Annotated in this window: 21 protein-coding genes; 7 read left to right on the top strand and 14 right to left on the bottom strand. The window is 55.0% G+C overall.

Annotated features, from left to right (window positions below):
• Window positions 1–96 precede the first annotated feature (96 nt).
• From cirA to yieE, 3 genes are all read right to left on the bottom strand, one after another.
• Window positions 97–2073 (bottom strand): catecholate siderophore receptor CirA, encoded by a 1977-nt coding sequence (cirA, locus tag GTGU_RS05620; RefSeq protein ID WP_038154820.1) that lies wholly within the window; start codon window positions 2071–2073, stop codon window positions 97–99.
• Window positions 2074–2302: 229 nt separating this feature from the next.
• Window positions 2303–3772 (bottom strand): amino acid permease, encoded by a 1470-nt coding sequence (locus GTGU_RS05625; protein ID WP_038154927.1) that lies wholly within the window; start codon window positions 3770–3772, stop codon window positions 2303–2305.
• Window positions 3773–3919: 147 nt separating this feature from the next.
• On the bottom strand, window positions 3920–4786 hold the full coding sequence (gene yieE / locus GTGU_RS05630) for a DNA-binding transcriptional regulator YeiE (protein WP_038154821.1): 867 nt from the start codon (window positions 4784–4786) through the stop codon (window positions 3920–3922).
• A gap of 102 nt (window positions 4787–4888) precedes the next feature.
• Between yieE and GTGU_RS05635 the strand changes: the two genes are divergently transcribed.
• Together GTGU_RS05635 and nfo are read left to right on the top strand one after the other, a co-directional pair.
• A complete protein-coding gene (locus tag GTGU_RS05635; RefSeq protein WP_038154822.1) occupies window positions 4889–5938 on the top strand; it encodes a YeiH family protein in 1050 nt (349 codons plus the stop codon).
• A gap of 72 nt (window positions 5939–6010) precedes the next feature.
• On the top strand, window positions 6011–6868 hold the full coding sequence (gene nfo / locus GTGU_RS05640; protein ID WP_038154823.1) for a deoxyribonuclease IV: 858 nt from the start codon (window positions 6011–6013) through the stop codon (window positions 6866–6868).
• Between the two features lie 72 nt (window positions 6869–6940).
• Here the strand turns inward: nfo and fruA are convergent, their stop codons facing one another.
• The 3 genes from fruA to fruB are packed head-to-tail and all read right to left on the bottom strand — an operon-like array spanning window position 6941 to window position 10708.
• Window positions 6941–8623: a PTS fructose transporter subunit IIBC gene (gene fruA, locus GTGU_RS05645; protein WP_038154824.1), complete on the bottom strand. Its 1683-nt coding sequence runs from the start codon at window positions 8621–8623 to the stop codon at window positions 6941–6943.
• Window positions 8624–8639: 16 nt separating this feature from the next.
• Complete coding sequence (gene fruK, locus GTGU_RS05650; protein ID WP_038154825.1) at window positions 8640–9578, bottom strand: 1-phosphofructokinase; 939 nt, start codon at window positions 9576–9578, stop codon at window positions 8640–8642.
• Window positions 9578–10708 (bottom strand): fused PTS fructose transporter subunit IIA/HPr protein, encoded by a 1131-nt coding sequence (gene fruB / locus GTGU_RS05655; protein WP_038154826.1) that lies wholly within the window; start codon window positions 10706–10708, stop codon window positions 9578–9580. Before fruB ends, fruK begins: the two co-directional genes overlap by 1 nt.
• Window positions 10709–11080: 372 nt before the next feature.
• On the opposite strand from fruB, the gene setB reads away from it, so the two are divergent.
• A complete protein-coding gene (gene setB / locus GTGU_RS05660; protein WP_038154827.1) occupies window positions 11081–12262 on the top strand; it encodes a sugar efflux transporter SetB in 1182 nt (393 codons plus the stop codon).
• 2 nt (window positions 12263–12264) lie between these two features.
• On the opposite strand, the gene GTGU_RS05665 is transcribed toward setB, so the two are convergent.
• From GTGU_RS05665 to GTGU_RS05695, 7 genes are all read right to left on the bottom strand, one after another.
• Window positions 12265–13635 carry an ATP-binding protein gene (locus GTGU_RS05665; protein WP_038154828.1) on the bottom strand — a complete coding sequence of 457 codons (1371 nt, stop codon included), beginning with the start codon at window positions 13633–13635 and terminating at the stop codon, window positions 12265–12267.
• Complete coding sequence (locus GTGU_RS05670) at window positions 13604–14290, bottom strand: response regulator transcription factor (RefSeq protein ID WP_038154829.1); 687 nt, start codon at window positions 14288–14290, stop codon at window positions 13604–13606. The genes GTGU_RS05665 and GTGU_RS05670 overlap by 32 nt, the downstream gene beginning before the upstream one ends.
• On the bottom strand, window positions 14290–15057 hold the full coding sequence (locus tag GTGU_RS05675; protein ID WP_051857298.1) for a MipA/OmpV family protein: 768 nt from the start codon (window positions 15055–15057) through the stop codon (window positions 14290–14292). The genes GTGU_RS05670 and GTGU_RS05675 overlap by 1 nt, the downstream gene beginning before the upstream one ends.
• 50 nt (window positions 15058–15107) lie before the next feature.
• Window positions 15108–18275, bottom strand: coding sequence for a CusA/CzcA family heavy metal efflux RND transporter (locus GTGU_RS05680; protein ID WP_038154830.1), 3168 nt, complete (start codon window positions 18273–18275; stop codon window positions 15108–15110).
• A 10-nt stretch (window positions 18276–18285) separates the two neighbouring features.
• Entirely contained in the window at window positions 18286–19536 is a 1251-nt protein-coding gene (locus GTGU_RS05685) for an efflux RND transporter periplasmic adaptor subunit (protein ID WP_038154831.1), read from the bottom strand.
• A 66-nt stretch (window positions 19537–19602) separates the two neighbouring features.
• Window positions 19603–19962 (bottom strand): cation efflux system protein CusF, encoded by a 360-nt coding sequence (gene cusF / locus GTGU_RS05690; RefSeq protein WP_038154832.1) that lies wholly within the window; start codon window positions 19960–19962, stop codon window positions 19603–19605.
• A gap of 31 nt (window positions 19963–19993) precedes the next feature.
• On the bottom strand, window positions 19994–21379 hold the full coding sequence (locus GTGU_RS05695; protein WP_038154833.1) for an efflux transporter outer membrane subunit: 1386 nt from the start codon (window positions 21377–21379) through the stop codon (window positions 19994–19996).
• A 159-nt stretch (window positions 21380–21538) separates the two neighbouring features.
• Here GTGU_RS05695 and GTGU_RS05700 point away from each other — a divergent pair, with 159 nt between their 5' ends.
• The 3 genes from GTGU_RS05700 to copM all read left to right on the top strand — a co-directional run bounded on the left by GTGU_RS05700 (window position 21539) and on the right by copM (window position 24105).
• Window positions 21539–22222, top strand: a complete 684-nt coding sequence (locus GTGU_RS05700; protein WP_038154834.1) for a copper/silver response regulator transcription factor — start codon at window positions 21539–21541, stop codon at window positions 22220–22222.
• Complete coding sequence (locus tag GTGU_RS05705) at window positions 22212–23675, top strand: Cu(+)/Ag(+) sensor histidine kinase (protein WP_038154835.1); 1464 nt, start codon at window positions 22212–22214, stop codon at window positions 23673–23675. Before GTGU_RS05700 ends, GTGU_RS05705 begins: the two co-directional genes overlap by 11 nt.
• 79 nt (window positions 23676–23754) lie before the next feature.
• Window positions 23755–24105 (top strand): CopM family metallochaperone, encoded by a 351-nt coding sequence (copM, locus tag GTGU_RS05710; protein ID WP_038154836.1) that lies wholly within the window; start codon window positions 23755–23757, stop codon window positions 24103–24105.
• Between the two features lie 5 nt (window positions 24106–24110).
• Here the strand turns inward: copM and GTGU_RS24350 are convergent, their stop codons facing one another.
• Window positions 24111–24392, bottom strand: coding sequence for a YkgJ family cysteine cluster protein (locus GTGU_RS24350; RefSeq protein WP_072011916.1), 282 nt, complete (start codon window positions 24390–24392; stop codon window positions 24111–24113).
• Window positions 24393–24527: 135 nt separating this feature from the next.
• On the opposite strand from GTGU_RS24350, the gene yeiP reads away from it, so the two are divergent.
• A complete protein-coding gene (gene yeiP, locus GTGU_RS05715) occupies window positions 24528–25100 on the top strand; it encodes an elongation factor P-like protein YeiP (protein ID WP_038154838.1) in 573 nt (190 codons plus the stop codon).
• Window positions 25101–25137 lie beyond the last annotated feature (37 nt).

The raw sequence follows: 25137 nt of genomic DNA on the forward strand, positions 1-25137 counted from the left end.
TTGCGTCCTTTATTGAGGATCATCTCCGCTTCCATGCGGAGCATTTGCTGAAGTAAGCCCTTCCCCGGCAGTGTTCACTGCCGGGGTTTCTCTCACTCAGAAGCGATAATCCACTGCCATAAAGTAGCGGCGCCCTTCTTCGTTGTAGCTGTAGTCATCACGTTGCAGGTCTTTGTCGCCCACGTTCAGCACCCCCGCCCGCAGTTTAATGTCTTTGGTCACCTGCCAGGCGCCGCCAATGTCCCAGGTGGTGTAGCCGCCCGGCGTTTTCGAGGTGGCGCTGACGGCACGCTGTTGCCCGGTGTAATTCGCTGCCACGTAGAACGACCAGTCCTGCCATGGCGCCCATTCCACACGACCGTTGGCGGTATGGAACGGACGCTCTTTCAGCGGTTTGTTACCGCCATTGCTGAGATCACGGCCATCGGTGTAGGTGTAGTTCATCGTCAGCTTCCACGCCTCGCCAAACGGCACTTTCAGCTCGGTTTCCAGGCCGGTGATCCGCGCTTTATCAACGTTGTAATAAGCAAACACCGGTACCCGCTTGCCGCTGGCGTTGGTATACCAGCCGACGAAATTCGGGTAGCCCGGCGCCTCGCTGGCGTTCGATGTCCGGTTAACGTTGATCATATCGTCAACATTATTCTGGAAGGCGGTCACACTGCCCTGAACGCCTTCAAGCCAGCCCTCTTCGCCGCTGTAGTACAACCCCAGCTCGAAGCTTTCGCTGGTCTCCGGTTTCAGATCCTGACTGCCCACAATGCGACAGCCACCGCGGCAGGAGTTCGAGGCCCAGTCCGGGCTTAACTGCAGCAGTGACGGAGCTTTAAACGCCGTCGCCCAGCCCCCCTTCACCGTGACCGTGTCGGTCGCCGTATAAACCAGGTACGCGCGCGGGCTCCAGTGATCGCCGTAGGTGTCGTGATCATCCATGCGAATGCCTGTCGTCAGCGCCAGCGGCTCGAAAATTCGCCATTCGTCTTCAAGGAACAGCGCATACTGGTTTGCCGAAGTGGAAGCACTACTGCCGCCCGTCAGGTTCACCGGATCTTTCAGCTTATCGTGACGCCATTCGCCACCGACGGTCACCAGATGATTAATCATGCCCAGCGGCAGCACGTACTTGCCATCAAGCGTGCTGCTTTCTGAGGTGATCTCACCGGCATTACCGGGGTTTTTATTATCCACTTTTTCGCCGTACAGACGCAGTTCGCTGTTACCCGTGCTCCAGCGCCCGTTATGGCTCAGGGCGTAGTTCTGCCGCTCAAGGCGGTTTCGGTCCAGCGAATCCGAGTCGCGGTCCTGACGGTCAAAACCGTATCCGGCGCTGAAATCATGATTTTCATCCGGCGTCCAGGCAAATTCGACATTGCCATCGCGGCTGGTAAACCCTTCAATGCGCGGCGAATCGGTGCCGCTGTCAGACCGTTGTTGATCATCTTTCGCACGTTTCGCCACGCTACCGTAGGCTTTCATACCCAGCAGGCCATCGACCAGCGGCCCACTGGTGTAAAACTGCCCGTTCCAGGTATCGCCGCGATCGCGATGTTCCTGCAACGTGGTGTCGGTGCTCAGCGTGCCGTGCCATTTCTCGCCGATCTTTTTAGTGATGATATTCACCACCCCGCCCAGCGCGTCTGAACCGTAAAGGGAGGACATCGGACCGCGCACCACTTCGATACGCTCGATGGCGTCAACCGGGATCCAGTTGAGATCAAAATCGTTATGACGAAAGACCACATTGCGGGAGTTGACGCGCTTGCCGTCGATCAGAATCAGCGTGTAACTGCTGTCGAGTCCACGCAGGCTAACGCCCTTGCGATTATCCCCTTCGTTAGTCAGTTGGACGCCCGGCACGTCTTTCAGCACATCCTTCAGGTTATTCACCGGACGACGCTGCAAATCCTCCTGCGTAATGACACTGATACTGGCGGGCGCATCTTTCACGCTCTGTTCTGTGGCCGCGGCGGTAACCACCAGCGTTTCGCTGTCATCGGCGGCGATAACCGGTAACGCCAGTGAAATTGCGGACGCACACAGCCCGCCCCGGACGAAGGGGTTTAGCTTAAACATTCCAGTTCTCCATGAGGTAAATAAACGTCTGACAGATGTGGCTGGCCGCTTATCGCCCGGAATGCTCCTTCACGCGACAGAGGGAAATGGCTTCATCCTTAAATTGTGTGCAGATGATAAAGAGAATGAGAACAATTATCAATTAAATTGTGAGAATTTGTGACATGCGGTAATGCATTGACGGACATTAAAAAACCCTCCACGGAGGGAGGGTTTTGCAAAAGAGATATTACTTTTTGAAACGTTCCGGGAACCGCATTTCGTTGTAATGCACGAAATGGGTGCCTTTCACTAGCTTATAACCGAACCAGATCACCAGGAACAGCGGGATACCGATATAGGTCGCTGCAACACCGCCCCAGTCAATGGTGTCTTTCAGGAACGCTTCGTAGTTCTGGCCCAGCGTGATGATCAGGCACAGCACAAACGCGAAGATCGGCCCCAACGGGAAGAACCCGGAACGATACGGCAGATCATTCAAATCACGCCCCTGCAGTACGTAGCCGCGGCGGAAACGGTAATGACTCACCGCAATCCCCAGCCAGGCGATAAAACCGGTCATCCCGGAGGTGTTCAGCAACCACAGGTACACGGTCTGGTTACCAAACATGGAGGTCAGGAAGCACAGCGCCGCAATCACTGTGGTGGCATACAGCGCGTTACGCGGCACGCCGCCTTTGGACAGCTTCGCGAAAATACGCGGGGCTTTGCCGTCACAGGCCAGGGTGTAGAGCATACGGGTTGATGCATACATGCCAGAGTTACCCGCAGACAGTACCGCCGTCAGAATGACCGCATTCATCACCGCCGCTGCCGAGAGCAGACCGGCATGCTGGAAGACCAGCGTGAACGGGCTGACACTGATGTCTTTCACATCATTACGCAGCAGGCTCGGATCGGTGTACGGGATGATCAGACTGATAATCAGAATGGCGAATACATAGAACAGCAGGATACGCCAGAATACCTGACGCACCGCACGCGGGATGTTCTTTTCAGGATCTTCAGATTCGCCCGCCGCGATGCCAATCAGTTCGGTTCCCTGGAAAGAGAAACCGACGATCATCGCCACACCAATCATCGCCGCAAAGCCTCCGGCGAACGGCGCATCCCCTGTCGTCCAGTTGCTCCAGCCAACCGGCTGAGCACCTTTGAAAATACCGAGGATCATCGCCAGACCGACGATGATAAAGATAATGACCGTCGCCACTTTAATCAGCGAGAACCAGTATTCCGATTCGCCGAAACCGCGTACGGAGATGTAGTTCATCAGGAAGATTAAACCGAGGAACAGCGCACTCCAGATCCAGCCAGGCGTGTCCGGGAACCACCAGCTCATCACCAGTTGCGCGGCAACCAGGTCAACGGCGATCGTCACGGCCCAGTTGTACCAGTAGTTCCAGCCCAGCGCGAAGCCGAAACCTTCTTCCACATAGTTCTGGCCGTAGGTGGCAAACGATCCGGATACTGGCATAAAGGCAGCCAGTTCGCCGAGGCTGGTCATCAGGAAATAGACCATCAGACCAATCAGAATGTAAGAGAACAGCGCGCCGCCCGGGCCCGCCTGTGAAATTGTTGCCCCTGAAGCAACAAACAGCCCTGTACCGATAGAACCACCAATGGCGATCATGGTCAGGTGACGCGCCTTCAGTTCGCGGCGTAGCGCGGGCGCTTCTGTCGTTTTATTTTCTGAAACCATGTGAAAAAACTGTCCATCCAAAAAATGAGGCGCGATTGTAGCAGAGGAAATCCAATCCTTCCGGCTCAAATGCGCGGTTATAAGAGACCTTCATGATGGGTCGGGGATTATTAGTAAAGTCCTTATCGGCCGCTCCGTCCACCCCGATTAACTATCACAGTAACGCAAAAAGCGGTTCAGCGCATTTGAGATATGTTTCTGACGGTGATGAATTCGCCATAATGTGCGCGTAAGCCGGGATAACGGCACGGAAAGTTCCTTCAGCGACCCGTTGTCCAGCTGTTCAGCAATCACCCGTCGGGACAGGCAACTGATGCCAAGGCCGTGGCGTACCGCGTGTTTGATGGCCTCAGAATTGCCAAGCTCCATCCCCAAATGAAACTCCGGCAACTGTGACAACAGCAGATAATCGACAAGCTCCCGGGTGCCGGACCCTTTTTCACGTAAGATCCACGGTGCTGACGCCAGTCGCGCCAGCGTCACCTTCCCTTCCAGCAGCGGTGAATCTGGTGCGGCAAACACCACCAGTTCATCTTCAAGCCAGGGTTCAGCGACAATTTCCGCCGCATGGCATGGCCCTTCAATCAGCCCGATATCAACGCGGAAATCCGCCACCGCATTAATGACGTCCTGACTGTTGCCGACGCTCAGTTCGAGCGGCAGATCGGGGAAAGCACGACGATAGCGAGCAATCACTTCCGGCAGAATATAGTTGCCAATCGTACTGCTGGCCGCCACACGAATCGCGCCGTTATCTTCCCGGAAGAGTTGTTCAATTTCGGTCGCCTGTTCGAGTAACGCCAGCGCACGCGGGTACAACAAGCGGCCATGCTCATTTACCACCAGTCGTTTGCCAACGCGATCGAACAACTGCACGCCGAGCTGCCCCTCCAGATCAGTCAGGGCCGCACTTACCGCCGACTGCGACAGCGCCAGCATCTGCGATGCCTGGGTGGTGGAACCGCTTTTTAACACCTCGGCGAAGACGTCAAGCTGGCGTAGCGTGATGTGCATAGGATCCTCATTACCAGATATTCCGATAGGTTATAAATATATAATCAATTTTATTTTTAAGCCAGCGGTGAGTAACCTTTTAGCCAGATAAAGGAGAAGGATATGGCAGAACTCACCATCCACACACATCGACATACGTTATGGCATTTCATTCCCGGTCTGGCGCTGACCGCCCTTATTACCGGCGCCGCACTGTGGGGCGGGAACATTCCGGCAGTGGCCGGCGCAGGGTTCAGCGCGCTGACGCTGGCCATCCTGCTTGGCATGGTGCTCGGCAATACTGTGTACCCGAAAATCTGGCAGCGCTGCGACGGCGGCGTCCTGTTTGCCAAACAGCATCTGTTACGCCTCGGCATTATTCTTTATGGCTTTCGGCTGACATTTTCGCAAATCGCTGACGTAGGCGTCAGCGGGATTGCCATCGATATGCTGACGCTTGCCAGCACCTTCCTGCTGGCCTGTTTTCTCGGGCAGAAAGTGTTTGGTCTGGATAAACACACCAGCTGGCTGATTGGCGCCGGCAGCAGTATTTGTGGCGCGGCAGCGGTACTGGCGACAGAGCCAGTAGTGAAAGCAGAATCAAGTAAAGTCACCGTGGCAGTCGCGACAGTAGTCATTTACGGCACCATCGCCATTTTCCTTTACCCGGCGATGTATCCGCTGGTTGCCCATTGGTTCAGCCCGGAAACCTACGGCATTTATATCGGTTCAACAATGCATGAAGTGGCGCAGGTGGTAGCGGCAGGCCATGCCATCAGCCCGGATGCCGAAAACGCGGCGGTGATCGCAAAAATGCTGCGCGTGATGATGCTGGCACCGTTCCTGTTGCTGCTGGCCGCGCGGGTGAAGCAACTGGCACCGGCGGGCAAAGACCAGAACAGCAAAATCACCATTCCGTGGTTTGCCATCCTGTTCATCGTGGTAGCAATTTTCAACTCGTTCCATTTATTGCCCAACGCGGTGGTGGAGTTGCTGGTAACGCTGGATACCGTTCTGCTGGCGATGGCAATGGCGGCGCTCGGGTTAACCACCCATGTCAGTGCGCTGAAAAAAGCCGGTGCAAAACCGCTACTGATGGCGCTGTTGCTGTTCGTCTGGCTAATTGTTGGTGGCGGCATGATCAACCTGCTGGTGCATAGCCTGATGGCATAAACCATTACATTCTGTCCCTGTTAACCCGCTATACTTGCCCTTTTCCCGTGGCGGGCTAAACAGGAGTCTTTTATGAAATACATTGGAGCGCACGTCAGTGCTGCTGGCGGTCTGGCAAACGCGGCTATCCGCGCCGCTGAAATTGACGCGACCGCCTTCGCCCTGTTCACCAAAAATCAGCGCCAGTGGCGCGCCGCCCCGCTCACCGACGAGATCATCAGCGAATTCAAAGCCGCCTGTGAAAAATACCACTACGGGCCGGGTCAGATCCTGCCGCACGACAGTTACCTGATTAACCTCGGTCACCCGGTTGCTGACGCGCTGGAGAAATCCCGTGATGCGTTTATCGATGAAATGACCCGCTGTCAGCAGCTGGGTTTAACGCTACTGAACTTCCACCCGGGCAGCCATCTGGTGCAAATCTCCGAAGAAGACTGTCTGGCGCGGATTGCCGAATCCATTAACATCGCCCTGGCACAGACCGAAGGGGTGACGGCGGTGATTGAAAACACGGCCGGTCAGGGTAGCAATCTGGGGTTCAGATTCGAGCATCTGGCGGCCATTATTGATGGCGTGGAGGATAAATCCCGCGTCGGCGTGTGCATCGATACCTGTCACGCCTTTGCTGCCGGGTATGATCTGCGTACCACCGCCGCCTGCGAAGAGACATTTGCCGAATTTGAGCGCATTGTCGGATTTCAGTATCTGCGCGGCATGCACCTGAACGATGCGAAAAGCACGTTTGGCAGCCGTGTTGACCGTCACCACAGTCTCGGCGAGGGTAACATCGGTCATGATGCATTCCGCTGGATCATGCAGGACGCCCGCTTCGATGGGATCCCGCTGATTCTGGAAACCATTAATCCTGATATCTGGGCCGAAGAGATTGCCTGGCTGAGAGCACAACAAAAAGCAGAAGCCACGGCATAAAAAAAGCCGGGGAGAACCCCGGCCTGTGAGGTAATTTCAGGCCCGGCACGCACTGCGCTGCCGGGCTTTTTATCACGCTACTTTAGCGACGACTTCCGCTTCCGGACGTTTCAGCACCGCGTAAGAGAGCCCCGCCACCAGCGTACCGGCGATAATCGCCAGCAGGTAACCCAGCACCGGCGTGATCGCTCCCGGGATGAGCAGCACGAACAGCCCGCCATGCGGCGCCATCAGTTTCGCACCAATCGCCATGGAGATAGCGCCGGTCACCGCGCCACCCACGATACAGCAGGGCAGAACGCGCATCGGATCACGTGCCGCAAACGGGATGGCCCCTTCGGTGATGAAGCACAGTCCCAGCACCAGCGCCGCTTTACCGCCTTCCTGCTGCGCTTTATCGAATTTACGACGCGCCACAATCGTTGCCAGGCCTAATGCCAGCGGCGGCACCATACCGGCAGCCATAATCGCTGCCATCGGCGCGTAAGTCTGGGTACTCAACAGCCCCACCCCGAACGCATACGCCGCTTTGTTCACCGGGCCGCCCATGTCGGTACACATCATGCCACCGAGGATAGCCCCCAACAGAACCGCGTTCGCCGTACCCATGGTCTGCAGCCAGTGCGTCAGGCCCGCCAGAATACCGGCAACCGGTTTACCGATCAGGTAGATCATCGCCAGTCCGACAATTAAACTGGAAAACAGCGGAATGATCAGAATCGGTTTCAGCGCTTCCATGCTCGGTGGCAACTTCACTTTCGTGCTGATCAGTTTCGCCACGTAGCCTGCAAGAAAACCGGCGATAATCCCGCCGATAAAGCCAGAGCCAGTGCTCACGGCGAGCATACCGCCAATCAGCCCCGGCGTCAGGCCGGGACGGTCGGCAATGGAAAACGCAATGTAACCCGCCAGTACCGGTACCATCAGCGCGAAGGCTGAACCACCACCGATTTGCATCAGCGCCGCCGCCAGTGTTCCCTCTTCTTTAAATGCCGTGATCCCGAAGGCGAAGGAGAGCGCGATGCACAGACCGCCCGCCACTACCATCGGCAGCATATATGAAACCCCGGTCAGCAGGTGACGGTAAGCGCCGCCACCCTCTTTTTTGGCTTCTTTCGCGGTAGTTTGCGCAGGCTGGAACGGTTTCGCTTCAGCCACGGCTTTATCAAACTCCTGCGCGGTTTTCTTCAACGCCAGCCCGGTTGAGGTGCGGTACATCGGCTTACCGGCAAACTTCGCCAGATCCACTTCGATATCCGCCGCCACCAGCACCAGATCCGCCTGTTCCACTTCTTCCGGCGTAATGGCGTTACCGGCGCCTACAGAGCCGCGGGTTTCTACTTTTACCCACCAGCCGCGTTTTTTGGCTTCGGTTTCAATGGCTTCTGCCGCCATAAAAGTATGCGCCACACCGGTCGGGCAGGCAGTGACCGCCACAATGCGCTTCGTGCCAGTCGGTGCCGCGGCAACCGGTGCGGCGGCTGGCGCACTGTACGTTTTAGCGTGAGCTTTCGCTTCGCTGAGGAAGAGTTCAGGGTGGCCCACTGCGCGATTAATGTCGCCCAGGTAAACCTGTTTTCCGTCGAGCGCGCTGTCTTGCGGCAGCGTGCTTCCCAGAACGATCGCCAGTTCAGCGTCGTTGGGGTTATCCGTAATCTCGAGGTGTGCTTTTTGCGCCGCCGCACTCAACAGGGTCTTCGCCATGTAAGCGCGGGCCTGTCCAAGTCCAGCATCAATAATCAGCAGCGTTTTCATTATGCCTCTCCTGCTGTTAATTAAAGGGTTGTAAGTCAACTCGCGCCATCATCGCGGCTAACTGGGTACGATCGGTAATGCCAACATTGCTCTGACTCACCGCCAGTGCTGCGACGGCGGTAGCCAGACGCAGGGTATGTTCACTGGATTCACGCATCAGCAGCCCATAAATCAGACCGCCGACCATTGAATCCCCTGCACCAACGGTACTCACCACCTCAACAGACGGCGGTTTCGCGATCCATTCGCCAGAGGCGTTTACCCACAGCGCCCCTTCTGCGCCCAATGAAATCACTACGTGAGCGATACCCTGCTCGCGCAGCGCATGGGCCGCCTCGATAACATCTTTCATTTCCGGCAGTTTACGACCCGCCCAGATTTCCAGTTCGCGGCGGTTCGGTTTGACCAGCCATGGCGCGGCTTTCAGACCGGCGACCAGCGCTTCACGGCTGCTGTCGAAGATAATGCACGGACACTGGCTGCGCAGACGCGTCATCCAGTCGGTGAATGCTTCCGGGCTGACGCCGGTTGGCAGACTGCCGCTAACGCACACCATGTCGAACTGACCCAGCCAGCTCAGGGAATCATTGACAAAACGCTCCCAGTCCGCCGGGGTGACATCGAAACCAGAGAAGTTAAAGTCGGTCACTTCACCGTCTTTTTCCGTCAGCTTGACGTTAATACGCGTACGGCCCTGCACCACCTGAAAACGGTTGGCGATGCCCAGTTCGCTGAACAGTTGCTGAAACCCGTCCTGGTTGTCTTTGCCGAGGAAGCCGCCGACGGTGACATCGATGCCCAGATCTTTCAGTACTTTCGCGACGTTAATGCCTTTTCCTGCGGCATGCAGGCCGGTGGTCCGCACCAGGTTGACTTCGCCACGTTCAATGTCCGGGGTATAACCCACCAGGTCATAGGCCGGGTTAAGGGTAATAGTAGCAACACGCCTGCTCATTACGCGCCCTCCCCAAGCCCAGACGCGATGGCCTCACCAATCGCGTCCAGTGCCTGTTTCGCATCATCGCCCTGGGCGGTGAAACGCAGACGGTGGCCTTTTTTCACCCCAAGGGCGACCACTTTCATCAGACTGCGGCCATTGGCCGGTTTGCCACTGCCATCCAGGTTGGCGACAGTAATTTCGCTATTAAATTGTTTAATGGTATTCACCAGCATCGTCCCTGGGCGCGCATGCAAGCCATGTTCATTACGCACCACAAATTCCGCACTCAGTACATCGTCAGCGATCGCCTCGTCACTGGTCAGCAGCGCCAGCAGCGTGACGGCGTCCGCGTTCAGCAGACGTTCAGCCTTGTTATCCACCAGCAGGTTGCTTAGTCGGTTCAGTACCGCCACCGGTTGTTCATCTGCCATCGCCACGGTCACCAGCAGCGACGCCGGTTGCCCTTCCACACTGAATTCTGCCACCGCGCGACTTACCGCCACCGCACTTTTCAGGTTGCCTTCAGCACTGTCGTTCAGCCAGATCCCCTGCCCAAGGTTCAGCGGTCGGTCGCTCACGGCACGGGAGACAAACGCGGTGTCCACCGCACCGGCTTCTTTCAGACGACCAGCGTTCAGCGCCTGTAGCGTCACCAGGTCACTGGCGATCACATCCAGCGTCAGTGTGTCGTTATCGAGCTTCAGCCCTTCGCCCTGTTTTTCATCCATCAGCAGCGCACGCAATGCTTCGGCAGTGGTGGCGGTTTTCAGCTGTTCAGCCACGCTGTCGTCACTGAGAACGTGCGTCAGCTGACGCAACAGGCCAAGGTGCTCATCAGAGCTGGCGGCGATACCGATCGCTACGTAAGCCACCTGATCGTCTCCCCAGGCCACGCCCTGTGGAAACTGATAAACCTGCACGCCGGTTTTCAGGACCTGGTCGCGCGTATCGGTGGTGCCGTGCGGAATCGCAATCCCGTTGCCAAGAAACGTGGAAGTCTGCTTTTCACGCGCCAGCATGCCGTCAACATAACCGTCGGCGACGTTACCCGCCGCGACCAGTGCGGATGCAATCTGGCGAATGGCCTCTTCTTTACTTCCCGCCTGCTTGCCGGGATGAATATCCTGAACAGATAACTGGAACATGGTTCTCCTCTCCTGCTGATAGTGAATCGTTTCAGCTCGCATGAGAAAAAAGCGTCATCTGTTCTTGCAGACATCCGTCAGATGACGCTGAAACGTTTCAAGGAGTGTGTGCCTTTCTGCGGGCTGCTGCAAGAAAAGCTGAAAAATTGATCGCAGAAGTTAGATGTACTGCACATTTCGTTAGCATCAGCGCCACATTTGCTGATGCTGAACGGATTGTTTTGCAGACACTTCAGCAACGTTCAGCTTTATTGCAAATACGAAGTGAAATGGCTTTTTGATTTTTTCGTGCGGAATTTGATTTAAGCAGCTGTTTATTTTCTGACTACCGACGTACACTCGCGCGTCCCCTTTTTTTACCGATCGAGAAACATGCAAAACAGTTCTGCTGCCGCTACCCGCCGTGGTTTTGATATTACGTCGTCCTCATTTCTGCTCGTCGCTTTTTTAACTGGTATTGCTGGCGCGCTGCAAACGCCGACACTGAGCCTGTTTCTGACCAATGAGGTACACGCCCGACCGGCGATGGTGGGCTTTTTCTTTACCGGCAGCGCGGTGATTGGCATCCTGGTCAGTCAGTTTCTCGCGGGGCGTTCCGACCGCAAAGGGGATCGAAAATCGCTGATCGTTTTCTGCTGTTTATTAGGCGTACTGGCCTGCGCGCTGTTCGCCTGGAACCGCAACTATTTTATTTTGCTGTTTATCGGCGTCTTTCTGAGTAGCTTCGGCTCCACCGCCAACCCGCAAATGTTTGCCCTCGCCCGCGAGCATGCCGACCATACTGGTCGTGAAGCCGTCATGTTCAGCTCCGTCTTACGTGCGCAGGTCTCGCTGGCCTGGGTTATCGGTCCGCCTCTGGCCTACGCGCTGGCAATGGGATTTGGCTTTACGGTGATGTACCTTTGCGCCGCCGTCGCTTTTGTCGCCTGTGCGACCATCGTGTGGTTTTTTCTGCCGAGTATGCGCAAGGAGCCGAAAGCCGTCACCAGCCATGTTGAAGCGCCACGCCGCAATCGTCGTGATGCTTTACTGCTGTTTGTGATTTGCACGTTGATGTGGGGAACCAACAGTCTGTACATCATCAACATGCCGCTGTTTATTATTGACGAATTGCATCTGCCGGAAAAACTGGCGGGGCTGATGATGGGCACCGCCGCCGGGCTGGAAATCCCGACGATGCTGATCGCCGGTTACTACGCGAAACGCTTCGGCAAACGCTTTCTGATGCGCATTGCCGCGGTGGCAGGTCTGCTGTTTTATGCCGGCATGCTGACGGTGCATACGCCAGTGCTGCTGCTGGGAATGCAGTTGCTGAACGCCATTTACATCGGCATCCTGGCCGGTATCGGCATGCTCTATTTTCAGGATCTGATGCCCGGTCAGGCGGGGTCTGCGACCACGTTGTACACCAATACCACCCGCGTGGGCTGGATCATTGCAGGCTCGCTGGCGGGGGTTGTGGCGGAAATCTGGAACTACCATACGGTATTCTGGATTGCGCTCGGTATGGGCGTGCTGACGATGGGTTGCCTGCTGCGCATTAAAGACGTTTAGGTTCAGTACTGCTCACTTTTAATACGGTATACGGTAACGGTCAGCCCCGTCAGGCCGTTACAGGCGGTCAGCGTCCAGCCGTGCGCTGTGCAAATCTCCTGGCAAATCGCCAGCCCGAGACCCGCGCCCGTATCCCGGCGATGCACCCCGCGCCAGAAACGTTCAAATAAATGCGGTATATCTTCAGGTTCGACTCCGGCGCCCTGGTCACTGACGCTCAGGCTCTCACCTCGCACGTCGACGCTGACGACTGTGCCTGGCGGCGCATGTTGAATGGCATTTTCAATCAGATTCTTCAGTAGCGTAAAGAATGCGCCCCGGTCGACATGCCATTTCGGCATCTCGTCGTCGCCGTGAATAACGAGCCTGACACTGGCGTCATCGGCGATGCGTTGCAGATAACCAGCGGCATCACGCGCCACCTCGCAGGCATTCACATCGCTGAAGCGGTAACTCAGCGGCTCGCTCGCTTCAGCCAGCAATAACAGTTGCTGCACCTGACGCGCCAGGTGCGACACCTGCATCAACAGCGGTTCACGCACTTCGGCGCTCTCTTCCATCAGCTCCACTTCAGCACGCAGCAGCGTCAGCGGTGTTTTTAACTCGTGAGCGGCGGTGGCGAGAAAATCCTGCTGGCCGCGAAAGCTTTTTTCCAGCCTGCCAAGTGCCTGATTAAAACTGGCGATGAGCGGGATCAGTTCAGCGGGGACATGGTCTGTATCAAGCCGGTTACTGAGCGAACGGGGAGAAATTTGCGTGGCGGCCTGCGAAATTTTACGCAGCGGCCGCAACGCATATTTCAGGCTCAGGCAGACGCAGGCGGCAAAAGTCACCAGCAGAACCAGGCTAAACGCAATCACGCCCAGACGAATAAAAGGCAGCGCAAAGCTCAGATGCAGAAAATCGACAATCCGCGAGCTGACCGCCAGCTCGACAACCCACGTATGGCCGTCGTGCTGTCGTGTTTCTCTCGCCCCGTCATAAAGCACGTCATCGTAGGTAAATTCAAAACGTTGTTCGGGGCGTTGCGTTATCGCGTCGCGATCCGGCCAGCGCGTTGCCCCCGGCGAAAGCAATACCACCTGGCCCTTATCGTCCAGCACCCGCCAGGCGGTTTCCTGACGCAGGCTGTCATATATCCACAGCGGGTGAATGTCGCTGTCGGTAAATCCCGTCGGGATACCCTGCGCATCGAACTGCAGCCGCTCTGCCAGCGCCTGCGTACGTTCGGGCAACGCCATACCCGGCAGGCGATCCTTCACTATTGCGCCAAACGCCACCAGCAGGCCGATACTCAGCAGCGTACCAGCCACATAAGCCAGCAGGATGCGGAGCGACAGACTATTCACCGGTATCGCTTTTATGCAGTGCATAGCCCTGCCCTCTCTGGTTAACGATATGCAGACCGGAGCCAATGGCTGCCAGTTTGCGGCGCAGCCGGTGCAGGGCAACATCCAGAGCGCCTGGCGTCACCGCGTCGCTTAACCCCCAGCCCGCCGCCTCCAGCGCGCTGCGACGTACAACACCGCCCTGCTTGTGGATAAGCGTCAACATGATCTGCATCTCCGCCGGGGCGAGGGTAACGCTGTCTTCATGGCAGCGCATCACGCCTACATCAGGCAGTATCGTGATGTCGCCGAAGCCGGGTTCAAGTGGCTGGCTGATGACGGGACGGCGCAGCAGCGCACGCACACGAGCGACCAGCTCGACCATCGCAAAGGGTTTGGGCAGATAGTCGTCGGCTCCGGCTTCCAGTCCTTCAACTCGATCGTGCAGGGCATCCCGGGCGGTGAGGATCAGGCATGGCACGGTGATATTGCGCTGACGCAGTTGCTGAAGCAAAAGCAAACCATCGCCGTCCGGCAGCCCGCGATCCAGCACCAGCGCCTGGTAAGAGACCATCTGCAACGCGCTCAATGCGCCCTCCCGGCTGCCGACGGTATCGACAGAAATTCCGGCGCTGGTCAGCCCCTTCTCCACCAGTCTCGCCAGATGCCCATGGTCTTCAATTAACAGTATTCTGCCCATCAGAAGCGGTACATATACCCCAGAAAAATGCGATCATCGTTTGAACGGTCAACCAGCGGGCTCTCTTTGACTTCAGAGGAGAGTCGGGTGACTTCCAGATCGAGCATTACAGAATGGTGGGCACTGAAGCGGTAAACGCTCAGCAGACCGAGTTCCGCGCTCAGTGACGATTCGCCCTGATAAGCTGGTCGCCAGTCACGGGCTTCATCCGCACGCACGCCATAGTAATAGTCGACATATTTTTTATCATGCCAGGTCGCGACAACGCGCGGCGTCAGAGACAAATCCCCCCACTGCCAGCGCCGCTCAGCGCCCAGACTGACGCGCTGCCCCTTGCTGTTGCCGGAGAGATCATGCGTCCAGTCGGCATGCAACGTAGCCCAGGGGTTTTGCCACTCGATTTTCGCTCCACCCCAGAAGCCACCTTTACGCTTCGCCATGCCGTCGAGAATATCGGCGTCGTCAGCATCATATCCCGAGCCGTCATATCTGCCGATAAGACCCATATTCAGCCGCTGAGTTTCACTGAACGTGACGCCCGGAAGTTTTATTTCTGCTTCGGTGCCAAAAAAGTGCAGGTACGAATTATCAAAGTAGAGTAGCGGCAGCGGCGTAGTGTCACGCGACATTCCTTTATAAGGCTTTTGCGCACTGGCGACGCCAGCGCCAATGCCCCAGTCGGCGGCGAAAGCAGAAGAAGACGCGAGCATCATTGTGCTGAGGATGGCCGCGGCGGTAAGCCGTCCGGCCTGCAGGCGATATTGCATGTCATTATTCCCCGGATAATCAAGAAATCACGATTATCCGGGGACGAATCTTACCGGGTACTTACTGGCATTTTCTGGACTGTGACGTGATGACGACGTAACCATATGAGTTTGTAGGCCGCAGGAATAATAAACAGCGAGAGCAGCGGCGCGGTAATCATCCCGCCAATCATTGGCGCCGCAATCCGGCTCATGACTTCCGACCCCGCGCCGGTTCCCCACAAAATCGGTAACAGACCCGCAATGATGACGGCAACCGTCATGGCTTTTGGCCGCACGCGCAGCACCGCCCCCTGATAAAGGGCTTCATCAAGCCCTTGCGGCGTGAATGTGTCCTCGCGGGACAATGCCGGTTGCGCTTCGATGGCATGACGCAGATACATCAGCATCACCACGCCGAACTCCGCCGCCACCCCTGCCAGGGCAATAAATCCGGTGCCTGTCGCAACAGACATGTGGAAACCCTGCCAGTAGAGGAACCATATGCCGCCCACCAGTGCGAACGGCAGACTCATCAGGATGAGCAACGCCTCATCAACACGGCGGAACGCGAGGTAGAGCAGAATGAAAATGATCATCACCGTCATCGGCACCATCAGTTTCAGTTTTTTGTTGGCATGTTCCAGCAATTCAAACTGCCCGGAGAACGCCACACTGGTACCGGGTTTCAGTTTGACTTTCTCACTGATGGCCGCTTTGAGGTCATTGACGACAGACACCATGTCCCTGCCCCGCGCGTCGATGTAAATCCAGCTGGCCGGACGGGCATTTTCGGTTTTCAGCATGGTCGGCCCTGAGACCACCTTCACATCGGCGACATCACCGAGGGTTATCTGCTGCTTCATTGGGGTGAGGATCGGCATCTGCTTCAGCGCATTCGGGCTGTTGCGGTAATCCTGCGGATAACGAATATTGATGGGATAACGCGCCACCCCTTCCACCGTTTCCCCCACCGTAGCGCCACCGATGGCTGATGACACAAACAGCTGTACATCGCCCACCGTCATGCCATAACGGGAAGCTTTTTCGCGGTTGATATCCACATCAATATATCGCCCCCCCTCCAGTCGTTCCGCAAGGGCTGAAACCACGCCTGGTACGGTTCTGGCCACGGTCTCGATGCTCTGGGCTGTCACATCGATATCGGACAACACCGTTCCGGAGACCTTAATCCCAATCGGGCTTTTGATCCCGGTAGACAGCATATCAATGCGGTTACGAATCGGCGGCACCCAGAGATTGGCGAGACCCGGCAAACGAACCGTCGCATCAAGCTCTTCGATGATCCTGTCAATCGTCATTCCCGGTCGCCACTGATCTTCTGGCTTCAGCTGGATTGTCGTTTCGACCATTTCGAGCGGCGCGGAATCCGTTGCCGTTTCTGCTTTCCCGGTTTTTCCAAATACGGTTGCCACTTCCGGGACGGTTTTGATCAGCTTGTCTGTGGTCTGCAACAGCGCTGACGCCTGGCCGGGTGAGATACCCGGTAACGTCGAGGGCATGTACAGCAAGTCCCCTTCGTTTATTTTGGGCAGAAACTCGCCGCCAACCCGGCTCAGCGGCCAGATAACCGTGAAGATGGATAAGGCGGCTATCACCAGCGTGGTCTTCGGCCAGTGCAGCACCCGGAGCAATAACGGATGATAAATGTTTATCAGCAAACGGTTCAGCGGGTTACGGGTCTCCGCCGGAATTTTCCCGCGGATCCAGAATCCCATCAGGACAGGGATAACAATAATCGCCAGCGCGGCGGCCCCGGCCATGGAATAGGTTTTGGTGAAGGCCAGCGGACCAAAAAGGCGGCCTTCCTGCCCTTCAAGGGTGAAGATAGGGATAAATGACAGCGTAATAATCAGCAGGCTGATAAACAGCGCAGGCCCGACCTCGACCGATGCACTGGTGATCACATTCCAGCGGGTGGCGTTGTCGATTTGCTCTCCAGGGTGACGGTGCTCCCACTCCTCCAGCCGTTTGTGGGCATTCTCTATCATCACAATGGCGGCATCCACCATCGCCCCCACTGCAATGGCTATCCCACCCAGTGACATGATATTGGCATTCAGTCCCTGGAAGTGCATTACGATAAAGGCAATACACAGGCCCAGCGGCAGGGAAATGATAGCGACCAGCGCCGAACGGACATGCCAGAGAAATAGCGCGCAGACAATAGCCACCACGATAAACTCTTCCAGCAGTTTATGGCTCAGGTTATCAATGGAGCGATCAATTAACTGGCTGCGATCATAAGTGGTAACGACCTCTACGCCCTCGGGAAGACTGCTTTTCAGGGTTTCCAGTTTCTCTTTAACCGCCGTGATCACCTGGCGGGCGTTTTTGCCCGAGCGCAGGATCACGACGCCGCCCGCCACTTCCCCTTCGCCATTAAATTCTGCGATACCCCGGCGCATTTCCGGCCCCGTTTGCACTCTGGCAACGTCGCGGAGATACACCGGCACACCATTCTCACTGGTTTTAAGGACGATGTTATTGAAGTCATCCATGGTCTGCAGATAGCCACTGGCGCGAACCATATATTCGGCTTCGGCGATTTCCACAGACGACCCGCCCGCTTCCTGGTTTGAAGATTCCAGCGCCTGCTTAACGTCAGGCAGGCTGACACCGTACTGGGCCAGTTTCATCGGGTTAACCTGGATCTGATACTGCCTGACCACGCCCCCGACGGACGCCACTTCGGCGACATCAGGGATGGTTTTCAATTCATATTTCAGGAACCAGTCCTGAAGCGAGCGAAGCTCTGCAAGATCATGCCTGCCGCTACGGTCCACTAGCGCGTATTCGAAAATCCAGCCAACCCCGGTTGCATCAGGCCCTATTTCAGAACTGACGCCTGCCGGTAATTTCCCCTGCACCTGATTCAGGTATTCCAGTACGCGTGAACGCGCCCAGTACTGATCAGTACCGTCTTCAAAAATGACATACACATAGGAATCGCCAAACTGAGAAAACCCGCGGACTGTCTTCGCCCCCGGCACCGACAACATTGTCGTGGTAAGCGGATAAGTCACCTGATCTTCCACAATTCGCGGTGCCTGACCGGGGTAACTGGTTTTGATAATGACCTGAACATCTGAGAGGTCCGGCAGCGCATCCACTGGCGTATTGATAATCGTCCACGTTCCCCAGACACTCAGAAACAGCGCGCCCATGATGACCAGGAAACGGTTAGCCATCGAGCGCCGGATAATCCATTCAATCATCGTTGTCTCCTCAGTGGCCTGAATGCGCGCTGGCGACATTTTCCGCATGGCGCATCCGCTCCAGCGCACCCGTGATATTGGCTTCGGAGTCAATCAGGAACAGGCCGCTCACTACCACGGAATCGCCCTCGCTCAGCCCGGCGCCTATCCCTGCCTGTTGTTGCGACTCATGCAAGACTTTGATGATTTTCGGCACAAACCGGCCGTCTTTATCGACCGTGATCACCCGCTGTTCGCTACCGGTATCAATTACCGCCTGAGAGGGGATCAACAGCATGTCCTGACTGCGGGTATTGACCTTCAGATACGCATTCATACCGGGTTTAAGCTGTTCGTCTTTATTGCTCACCTGCAGACGAACCTGCAGCGTGCGGGTGGTCTGATCCACGCCTGGCAGGAGGGTCCATTTTTCGACGTTAAACGTTTTATCCGGGTAAGCCGGTACTGATATTTCAAACTGCGAGGTGTTTTTAAGTAGATAAGCTATGGATTCAGGTACCGCTGCGCTTATCCAGACGGGATCCATCCCCTGTATCTGGGCCACGACCTTATCCTTTGAAATATTCATGCCGGTGCGCAGATCAAAGGCAGTAATAACGCCGTCGATCGGTGCCGTGATGGTGAAACGGGTCTGGATACTGCGGCTTGAACGCAAACGCTGAATATCATTTTCAGGCATACCGGCCAGGCGAAGCCGCTCAAGTACACCTTTAAGCTGCGTGGCCGACCCGTTGGTGCTGGATAATAAGAGGTATTCGCTCTGCGCTTCGACCCATTCCGGGATGGTGATATCAATCAGCGGTGTGCCTTTTTTTACCTTATCGCCAATGGTTAGCGGATAGACTTTTTCGACAAAGCCATCTGAACGCGCCTGAACAATAACGAACTGGTATTCGTTAAAACTGACATTCGCCGGGATGGTCTGCGAATAATTGAGCTGTCCTTTGATGACTTTTTCTGTTTTCAGCCCCAGATTTTGTACCTGAGTGGGATCAATACGAATTCCATGGTCGTTTTTCTCACCCTCCTCATCGGCATATTTAGGGATTAAATCCATATCCATAAACGGGGATTTCCCCGGCTTGTCGAATTTCGTATCCGGCTTCATTGGGTCATACCAGAAAAGCACTTTGCGCTCCGCCGGTTTCGCCTGAACGGGTTGTGCAGAAGTAACATAGTGGTAGGCGCCAACAGAAACCAGCCCACCCAGTATGAGGCTGCCAATGATCATTGCAGCATACGTTATCTTTAAAGAAGCCATAAAATTCCCGCTTAATGATTTAATCCCCTGGCGTAACCAGCCAAATAATGAATAATCCCTCGTGCATCAGGAGTGGGTTTCTTCAATACTTTTCAGCAGAGAGATATTCCCCTGCTGTACAAAAGAGAAGTTCACATGGCTGCCGGGTTTTACATTACGGATATAGCTGTCTGCATCGGTAAAAGTGAAGCGCATGGTCATTGCGGGCCAGCCAATCGCCGGGATCGCTTCATGGGCAATGGTGACTTTTTTCGTGTCGTAATCAATGGATTTCACCACGCCGGTTCCCTGAACCACCTGCTCGGCTGCACTGTCATTCGTCATATCCATATTCATATTGTCATGCTGATGTTCCGCCGCCTGCAGGCCAGCCGAAAAAACGACTGACAGCGTGGCGAGTAAAACGGCTTTCATTGAATTACGCATATTATTTTCCTGTTTATTTAAGTGGTGAAGATTATTCTGCCCAGCCGCCCCCGAGGGCGGTGTAGAGATTAATTTCATTAACCTGCTGTGAATACTTGAGATCCAGCAGGGTCTGGCGGGTTGAAAATAAAGAACGCTCTGCATCCAGCACTTCGATATAACTGACTGCACCGCTCGCATATAACCCGCGGGCGCGCTGCAACGTGATATTGAGTGAATCGAGATAGCGTTGTTGCGCCTCGATTTGCTGACGGATGCTCGCGCGCAGCGCCAGGGCATCAGACACGTCTTTAAATGCCGTCTGAATTTTTTGCTCGTAATTGACCACCGATTGCTGTTGGCGGATCTCTGCCAGTTGCAGACTGGCTTCATTTCGACCGGCATTAAAAATGGGGATGTCTATTTTCGGGATAAAATTCCACATCCCGCCTGCCGCGCTAAACAGGTTTGAGAGTTCGGTACTGCCTGTGGAAAGCTCGCTGGTCAGGGAGATGGACGGGAAAAACGCTGCCCGCGCGGCGCCAATATTGGCGTTAGCCGCCCTTAACTGGTATTCCGCCTCCATAATATCCGGGCGCTGCAATAAGATATCCGATGACAGGTCTGGCGGCAGCGTTACCGGATTCACATCTTTGTCTTTATCAGGACTGCTTTTCGGAACGGCACGGTAAGTACCCAGCACCAGCTGCAGCGCGTTGTTTGCCTGCGCCAGTTCCCCTTCGCGTCGGGCAATTTCCGCCCGGGTGCTTTCAATCAGCCCGCGGGCCTGTTCGAGGGCCAGCATATTAGTACTGCCAGTGACCAGTTGCTGCTCAACAAACCCATAGGACTGCTCATAATTGCTGAGCGTTTCCCTGGCAATGTTGAGCTGCGCCCAGGCCAGTTGCTGGTTGAAATAGCTCTGTGACACACTCGATACAAGCAGGATCTGCACAGCACGCTGGGCTTCCTCGCTGGCAAAAAAATTCTGCCGATCGGCGTCACTCATATTTTTCAGCTTGCCGAAAAAGTCCAGTTCAAAGCTGAGATCCATACCGGCTTCATATTGCTGCGTGGTCGGTTTGTCGTTCTTCAACCCACCGCTGTAAGTGACCGAGGTCGAGGCGTTCAGTTGTGGATAGCGTTCCGCATCCGTGACGTTATATTGCGCCCGCGCTTCCTGTACTTTCAGGGCGGCCATCCGCAAATCGCGATTATTATTCAGAGCTTCGGCAATCAGCCGCGCCACTTCAGGATCGGCAAAGAAGGCGCGCCATCCGGTCTCCTGATAACCACTGGTGGACGGTGTCAGCCCGTTACGGGACAAGGAAAAGCGTTCCGGTACCGGCGATTGCGGACGCTGATAATCCGGCGCCAGAGAGACACAGCCGGCCAGAAAGAAAAGGGTGCTGATGCTAAGTCGTTTTAGTCGGAACATAACGCAAACACTTACCGGAGGATGGATGGCGGTACTGTAACGAAAGCACTCTGTTTGGCAGGTGACTGGATGATGACAATCTTGTCATTTTGACATTAAGCCGTTGATAAGCGACGGGTGCTCACTAAAATGTCATTAACAGGATGACCGGGGAGTCACATGAAAATACTGATCGTTGAAGACGAAATTAAAACGGGTGAATACCTCAGCAAGGGGCTGACCGAGGCCGGGTTCGTCGTCGATCACGCTGACAATGGTCTGACTGGCTATCATCTGGCGATGACCGCTGAGTACGATTTGCTGATCCTCGACATCATGCTCCCTGACGTTAACGGCTGGGAGATTATTCGCATGCTGCGCTCGGCCGGTAAGGGAATGCCCGTTTTACTACTAACGGCGCTTGGCACTGTTGAGCACCGGGTCAAAGGCCTTGAGCTGGGGGCTGATGATTATCTGGTGAAACCCTTTGCCTTCGCTGAGCTGCTTGCCCGTGTCCGCACCCTGCTGCGTCGCGGCAACACGGTGATTTCAGAAAGCCAGTTTCAGGTCGCGGATCTGATGCTTGATCTGGTCTCGAGAAAAGTCACCCGGGCCGGAAAGCGCATCCTGCTGACCAGCAAGGAATTCAGCCTGCTGGAATTTTTTATCCGCCATCAGGGCGAAGTTCTCCCCCGCTCGCTTATCGCCTCGCAGGTCTGGGATATGAATTTTGACAGCGATACTAATGCGATAGATGTGGCGGTGAAACGACTGCGCGGCAAAATCGACAATGATTTTGAACCGAAACTCATCCAGACAGTGCGCGGCGTTGGCTATATGTTAGAGGTACCGGATGACAATTAATCTCACCCGTCGTCCCTTCTCCCTTGCGTTGCGGCTGACCTTTTTTATTAGCCTGTCAACGATCCTGGCGTTTATTGCCTTTACCTGGATTATGCTGCACTCCGTTGAAAAACATTTTGCCGAACAGGATGTCAGCGATCTGCAGCATATTAATTTCACACTGAATAACATCCTGCAGTCTTCTGCTGAGCCGGATGAGCAAAAAAACGAGAAAATACGCGAATTCCTTGCCAGCTATCGTGGTGTTTCGGCGGTACTTCAGAACACACAGGGCGAAATCCTGTTCAGTACCTCACAAGGGTCATCGCTACTCCCGGCCCTGGAAACCGTTAAATTTCCGCTTACCCGTCGTACTGAGGATGTTTTTATCTGGTCAGTGGATAATAGCGGTTCCGCCCCGATGCATGCCGGCACGGAAATGAAACGTGAGACGTTCAGGGTCATTGCCTCCTCTGGCGACTACCTCAGTAATGGCAAACCACAGACTTACCGGCTACTGACGGGACTCTCTATCGATTTCCATCTTCATTACCTTGCCGCCCTGAAAAAGAATTTAATCGCCATTGCCGTCGTCATCAGCCTGTTGATTATCATCACTATTCATATTGCCGTGCGTAAAGGTCATCAGCCGCTGCGCAATGTGAGTAGTGCTATCAAAAATATCACCTCCGAAAACCTGGATGCGCGGCTGGAACCCTCCAGGGTGCCGATTGAACTGGAACAACTGGTGATCTCGTTTAATCACATGATTGAAAGAATTGAGGATGTTTTTACCCGCCAGGCGAATTTTTCCGCCGATATCGCACACGAAATCAGGACGCCAATTACCAATCTGGTCACTCAGACCGAAATCGCGCTGAGTCAGCACCGGACACAAAGCGAACTGGAAGATGTGCTGTATTCCAGTCTGGAGGAATATAACCGCATGACAAAAATGGTCAGCGACATGCTTTTCCTTGCCCAGGCTGACAATAACCAGTTAATTCCCGAGACGGTGACGTTTGATTTGAGCGCGGAAGTGAGCAAAGTTTTTGATTTCTTCGAGGCCTGGGCCGAAGAGCGCGGCATCACGTTAGCCTTTAACGGTGCCCCTTGTGTGATTCAGGGTGACCCGTTGATGTTCCGTAGAGCCATCAATAATCTGCTATCGAACTCAATCCGCTATACGCCGGAAGGACAAACCGTGACAGTGTCGGTCACTGAACAGGCAAATACGGCAGAACTCACGATTGAAAACCCCGGTAAACCCATCGCTGAAGAACATTTAACACGGCTGTTTGACCGCTTTTATCGGGTCGACCCTTCCCGGCAACGAAAAGGCGAAGGGAGTGGCATTGGTCTGGCGATAGTTAAATCGATAGTGACCGCACACCATGGAAAAGTAAGCGTCGAATCCGATAGCGTCTCCACGCGATTTACATTATCTGTACCGCGACTGGGAAACCTGCGATAGCGGGAATCATCCGGGAAAGGGCATTTCATGTCGCTGAACTATAATAACGCCGTGTCTACTCATGTTAAGGAGTCCCTCTATGAAAATGAAAACATCGCTGTTTCTGCTATTACTGGCCACAGGTGTGGCGATTTCCGCAGAGCATTCGTCAATGGCGATGCCGGATAAAGGCGCATCAGCCTCCTCTCAGGAATATATGAGCGGGATGATGACCATGCACGACAAAATGATGGAAGGTGTGAAAGATCCGGATCCCGACAAAGCGTTTGCGAAAGGGATGACCGCCCATCACGAAGGTGCCATAGCCATGGCGGAGACCGAACTGAAATATGGAAAAGATCCCGAAATGCGTAAGCTTGCCGAAGACATCATTAAGGCGCAGAAAGGCGAGATCGAATTGATGAATAAATGGCTTAGCAGCAAAAAATAAGTTTGCTACCCCGCGATGTTGCGCTTTCCGGCAGAGGGAGAGGTTTCTGCTTCAAGAGTAATAAGCCAGGTCATCGCATCATCGCGATTCGTTGCACACATCTCAAAAGACGGTTTTAAACTGCTGCAAACGGCAGGTCGCAGGCTCGATCCGAACAGTTTGCACAGATTGTCGTCCGAGAGCTGGACACACCGGACATTCGCCGGTTTGCCGTGCGGCATTCCCGGGATAGGGCTTGAAATTGACGGCGCGATACAACAGGCGCCACAGTCCGGGCGGCAATTCATAACGGGATCTCATCAGAGTCTGGTTGCGCACCTTATCACCTTTTCACAAAACCCGCTAATTCCGCTTGCCTGAAAGGCCCGGCGCGAGTACTTTGACGCGATATTTTTGACATCTTTACCGACAGGATTACTGCAATGCCAAGAGCGAACGAAATTAAGAAAGGTATGGTGCTGAATTACAACGGCAAACTGCTGATTGTAAAAGATATTGATATTCAGTCACCGAGCGCCCGTGGCGCCGCAACGCTGTACAAAATGCGTTTCTCCGATGTCCGCACTGGCCTGAAAGTCGAAGAGCGTTTTAAAGGTGACGACATTCTGGATACCGTCACGCTGACCCGCCGTTTCGTTGACTTCTCGTATGTCGACGGCAACGAATACGTTTTCATGGACAAAGAAGACTACACGCCGTACACCTTTACCAAAGATCAGATTGAAGAAGAGCTGCAGTTCATCCCGGAAGGCGGAATGCCGGAAATGCAGGTTCTGCTGTGGGACAACCAGTTACTGGCACTGGAACTGCCGCAGACCGTGGATCTGGAAATCGTTGAAACGGCGCCGGGCATCAAAGGCGCTTCCGCCAGTTCCCGCACCAAGCCTGCAACGCTGACCACCGGTCTGGTGGTTCAGGTGCCGGAATACCTCACCACTGGTGAGAAGATCCGTATCCATATCGAAGAAAAACGCTATATGGGGCGCGCTGACTGATCAAAAAAGGACGGTTTTCACCGTCCTTTTTTCATGT

Origin of the sequence: Trabulsiella guamensis ATCC 49490, assembly GCF_000734965.1 — a bacterium.
In the GTDB taxonomy this organism is placed as follows: domain Bacteria; phylum Pseudomonadota; class Gammaproteobacteria; order Enterobacterales; family Enterobacteriaceae; genus Trabulsiella; species Trabulsiella guamensis.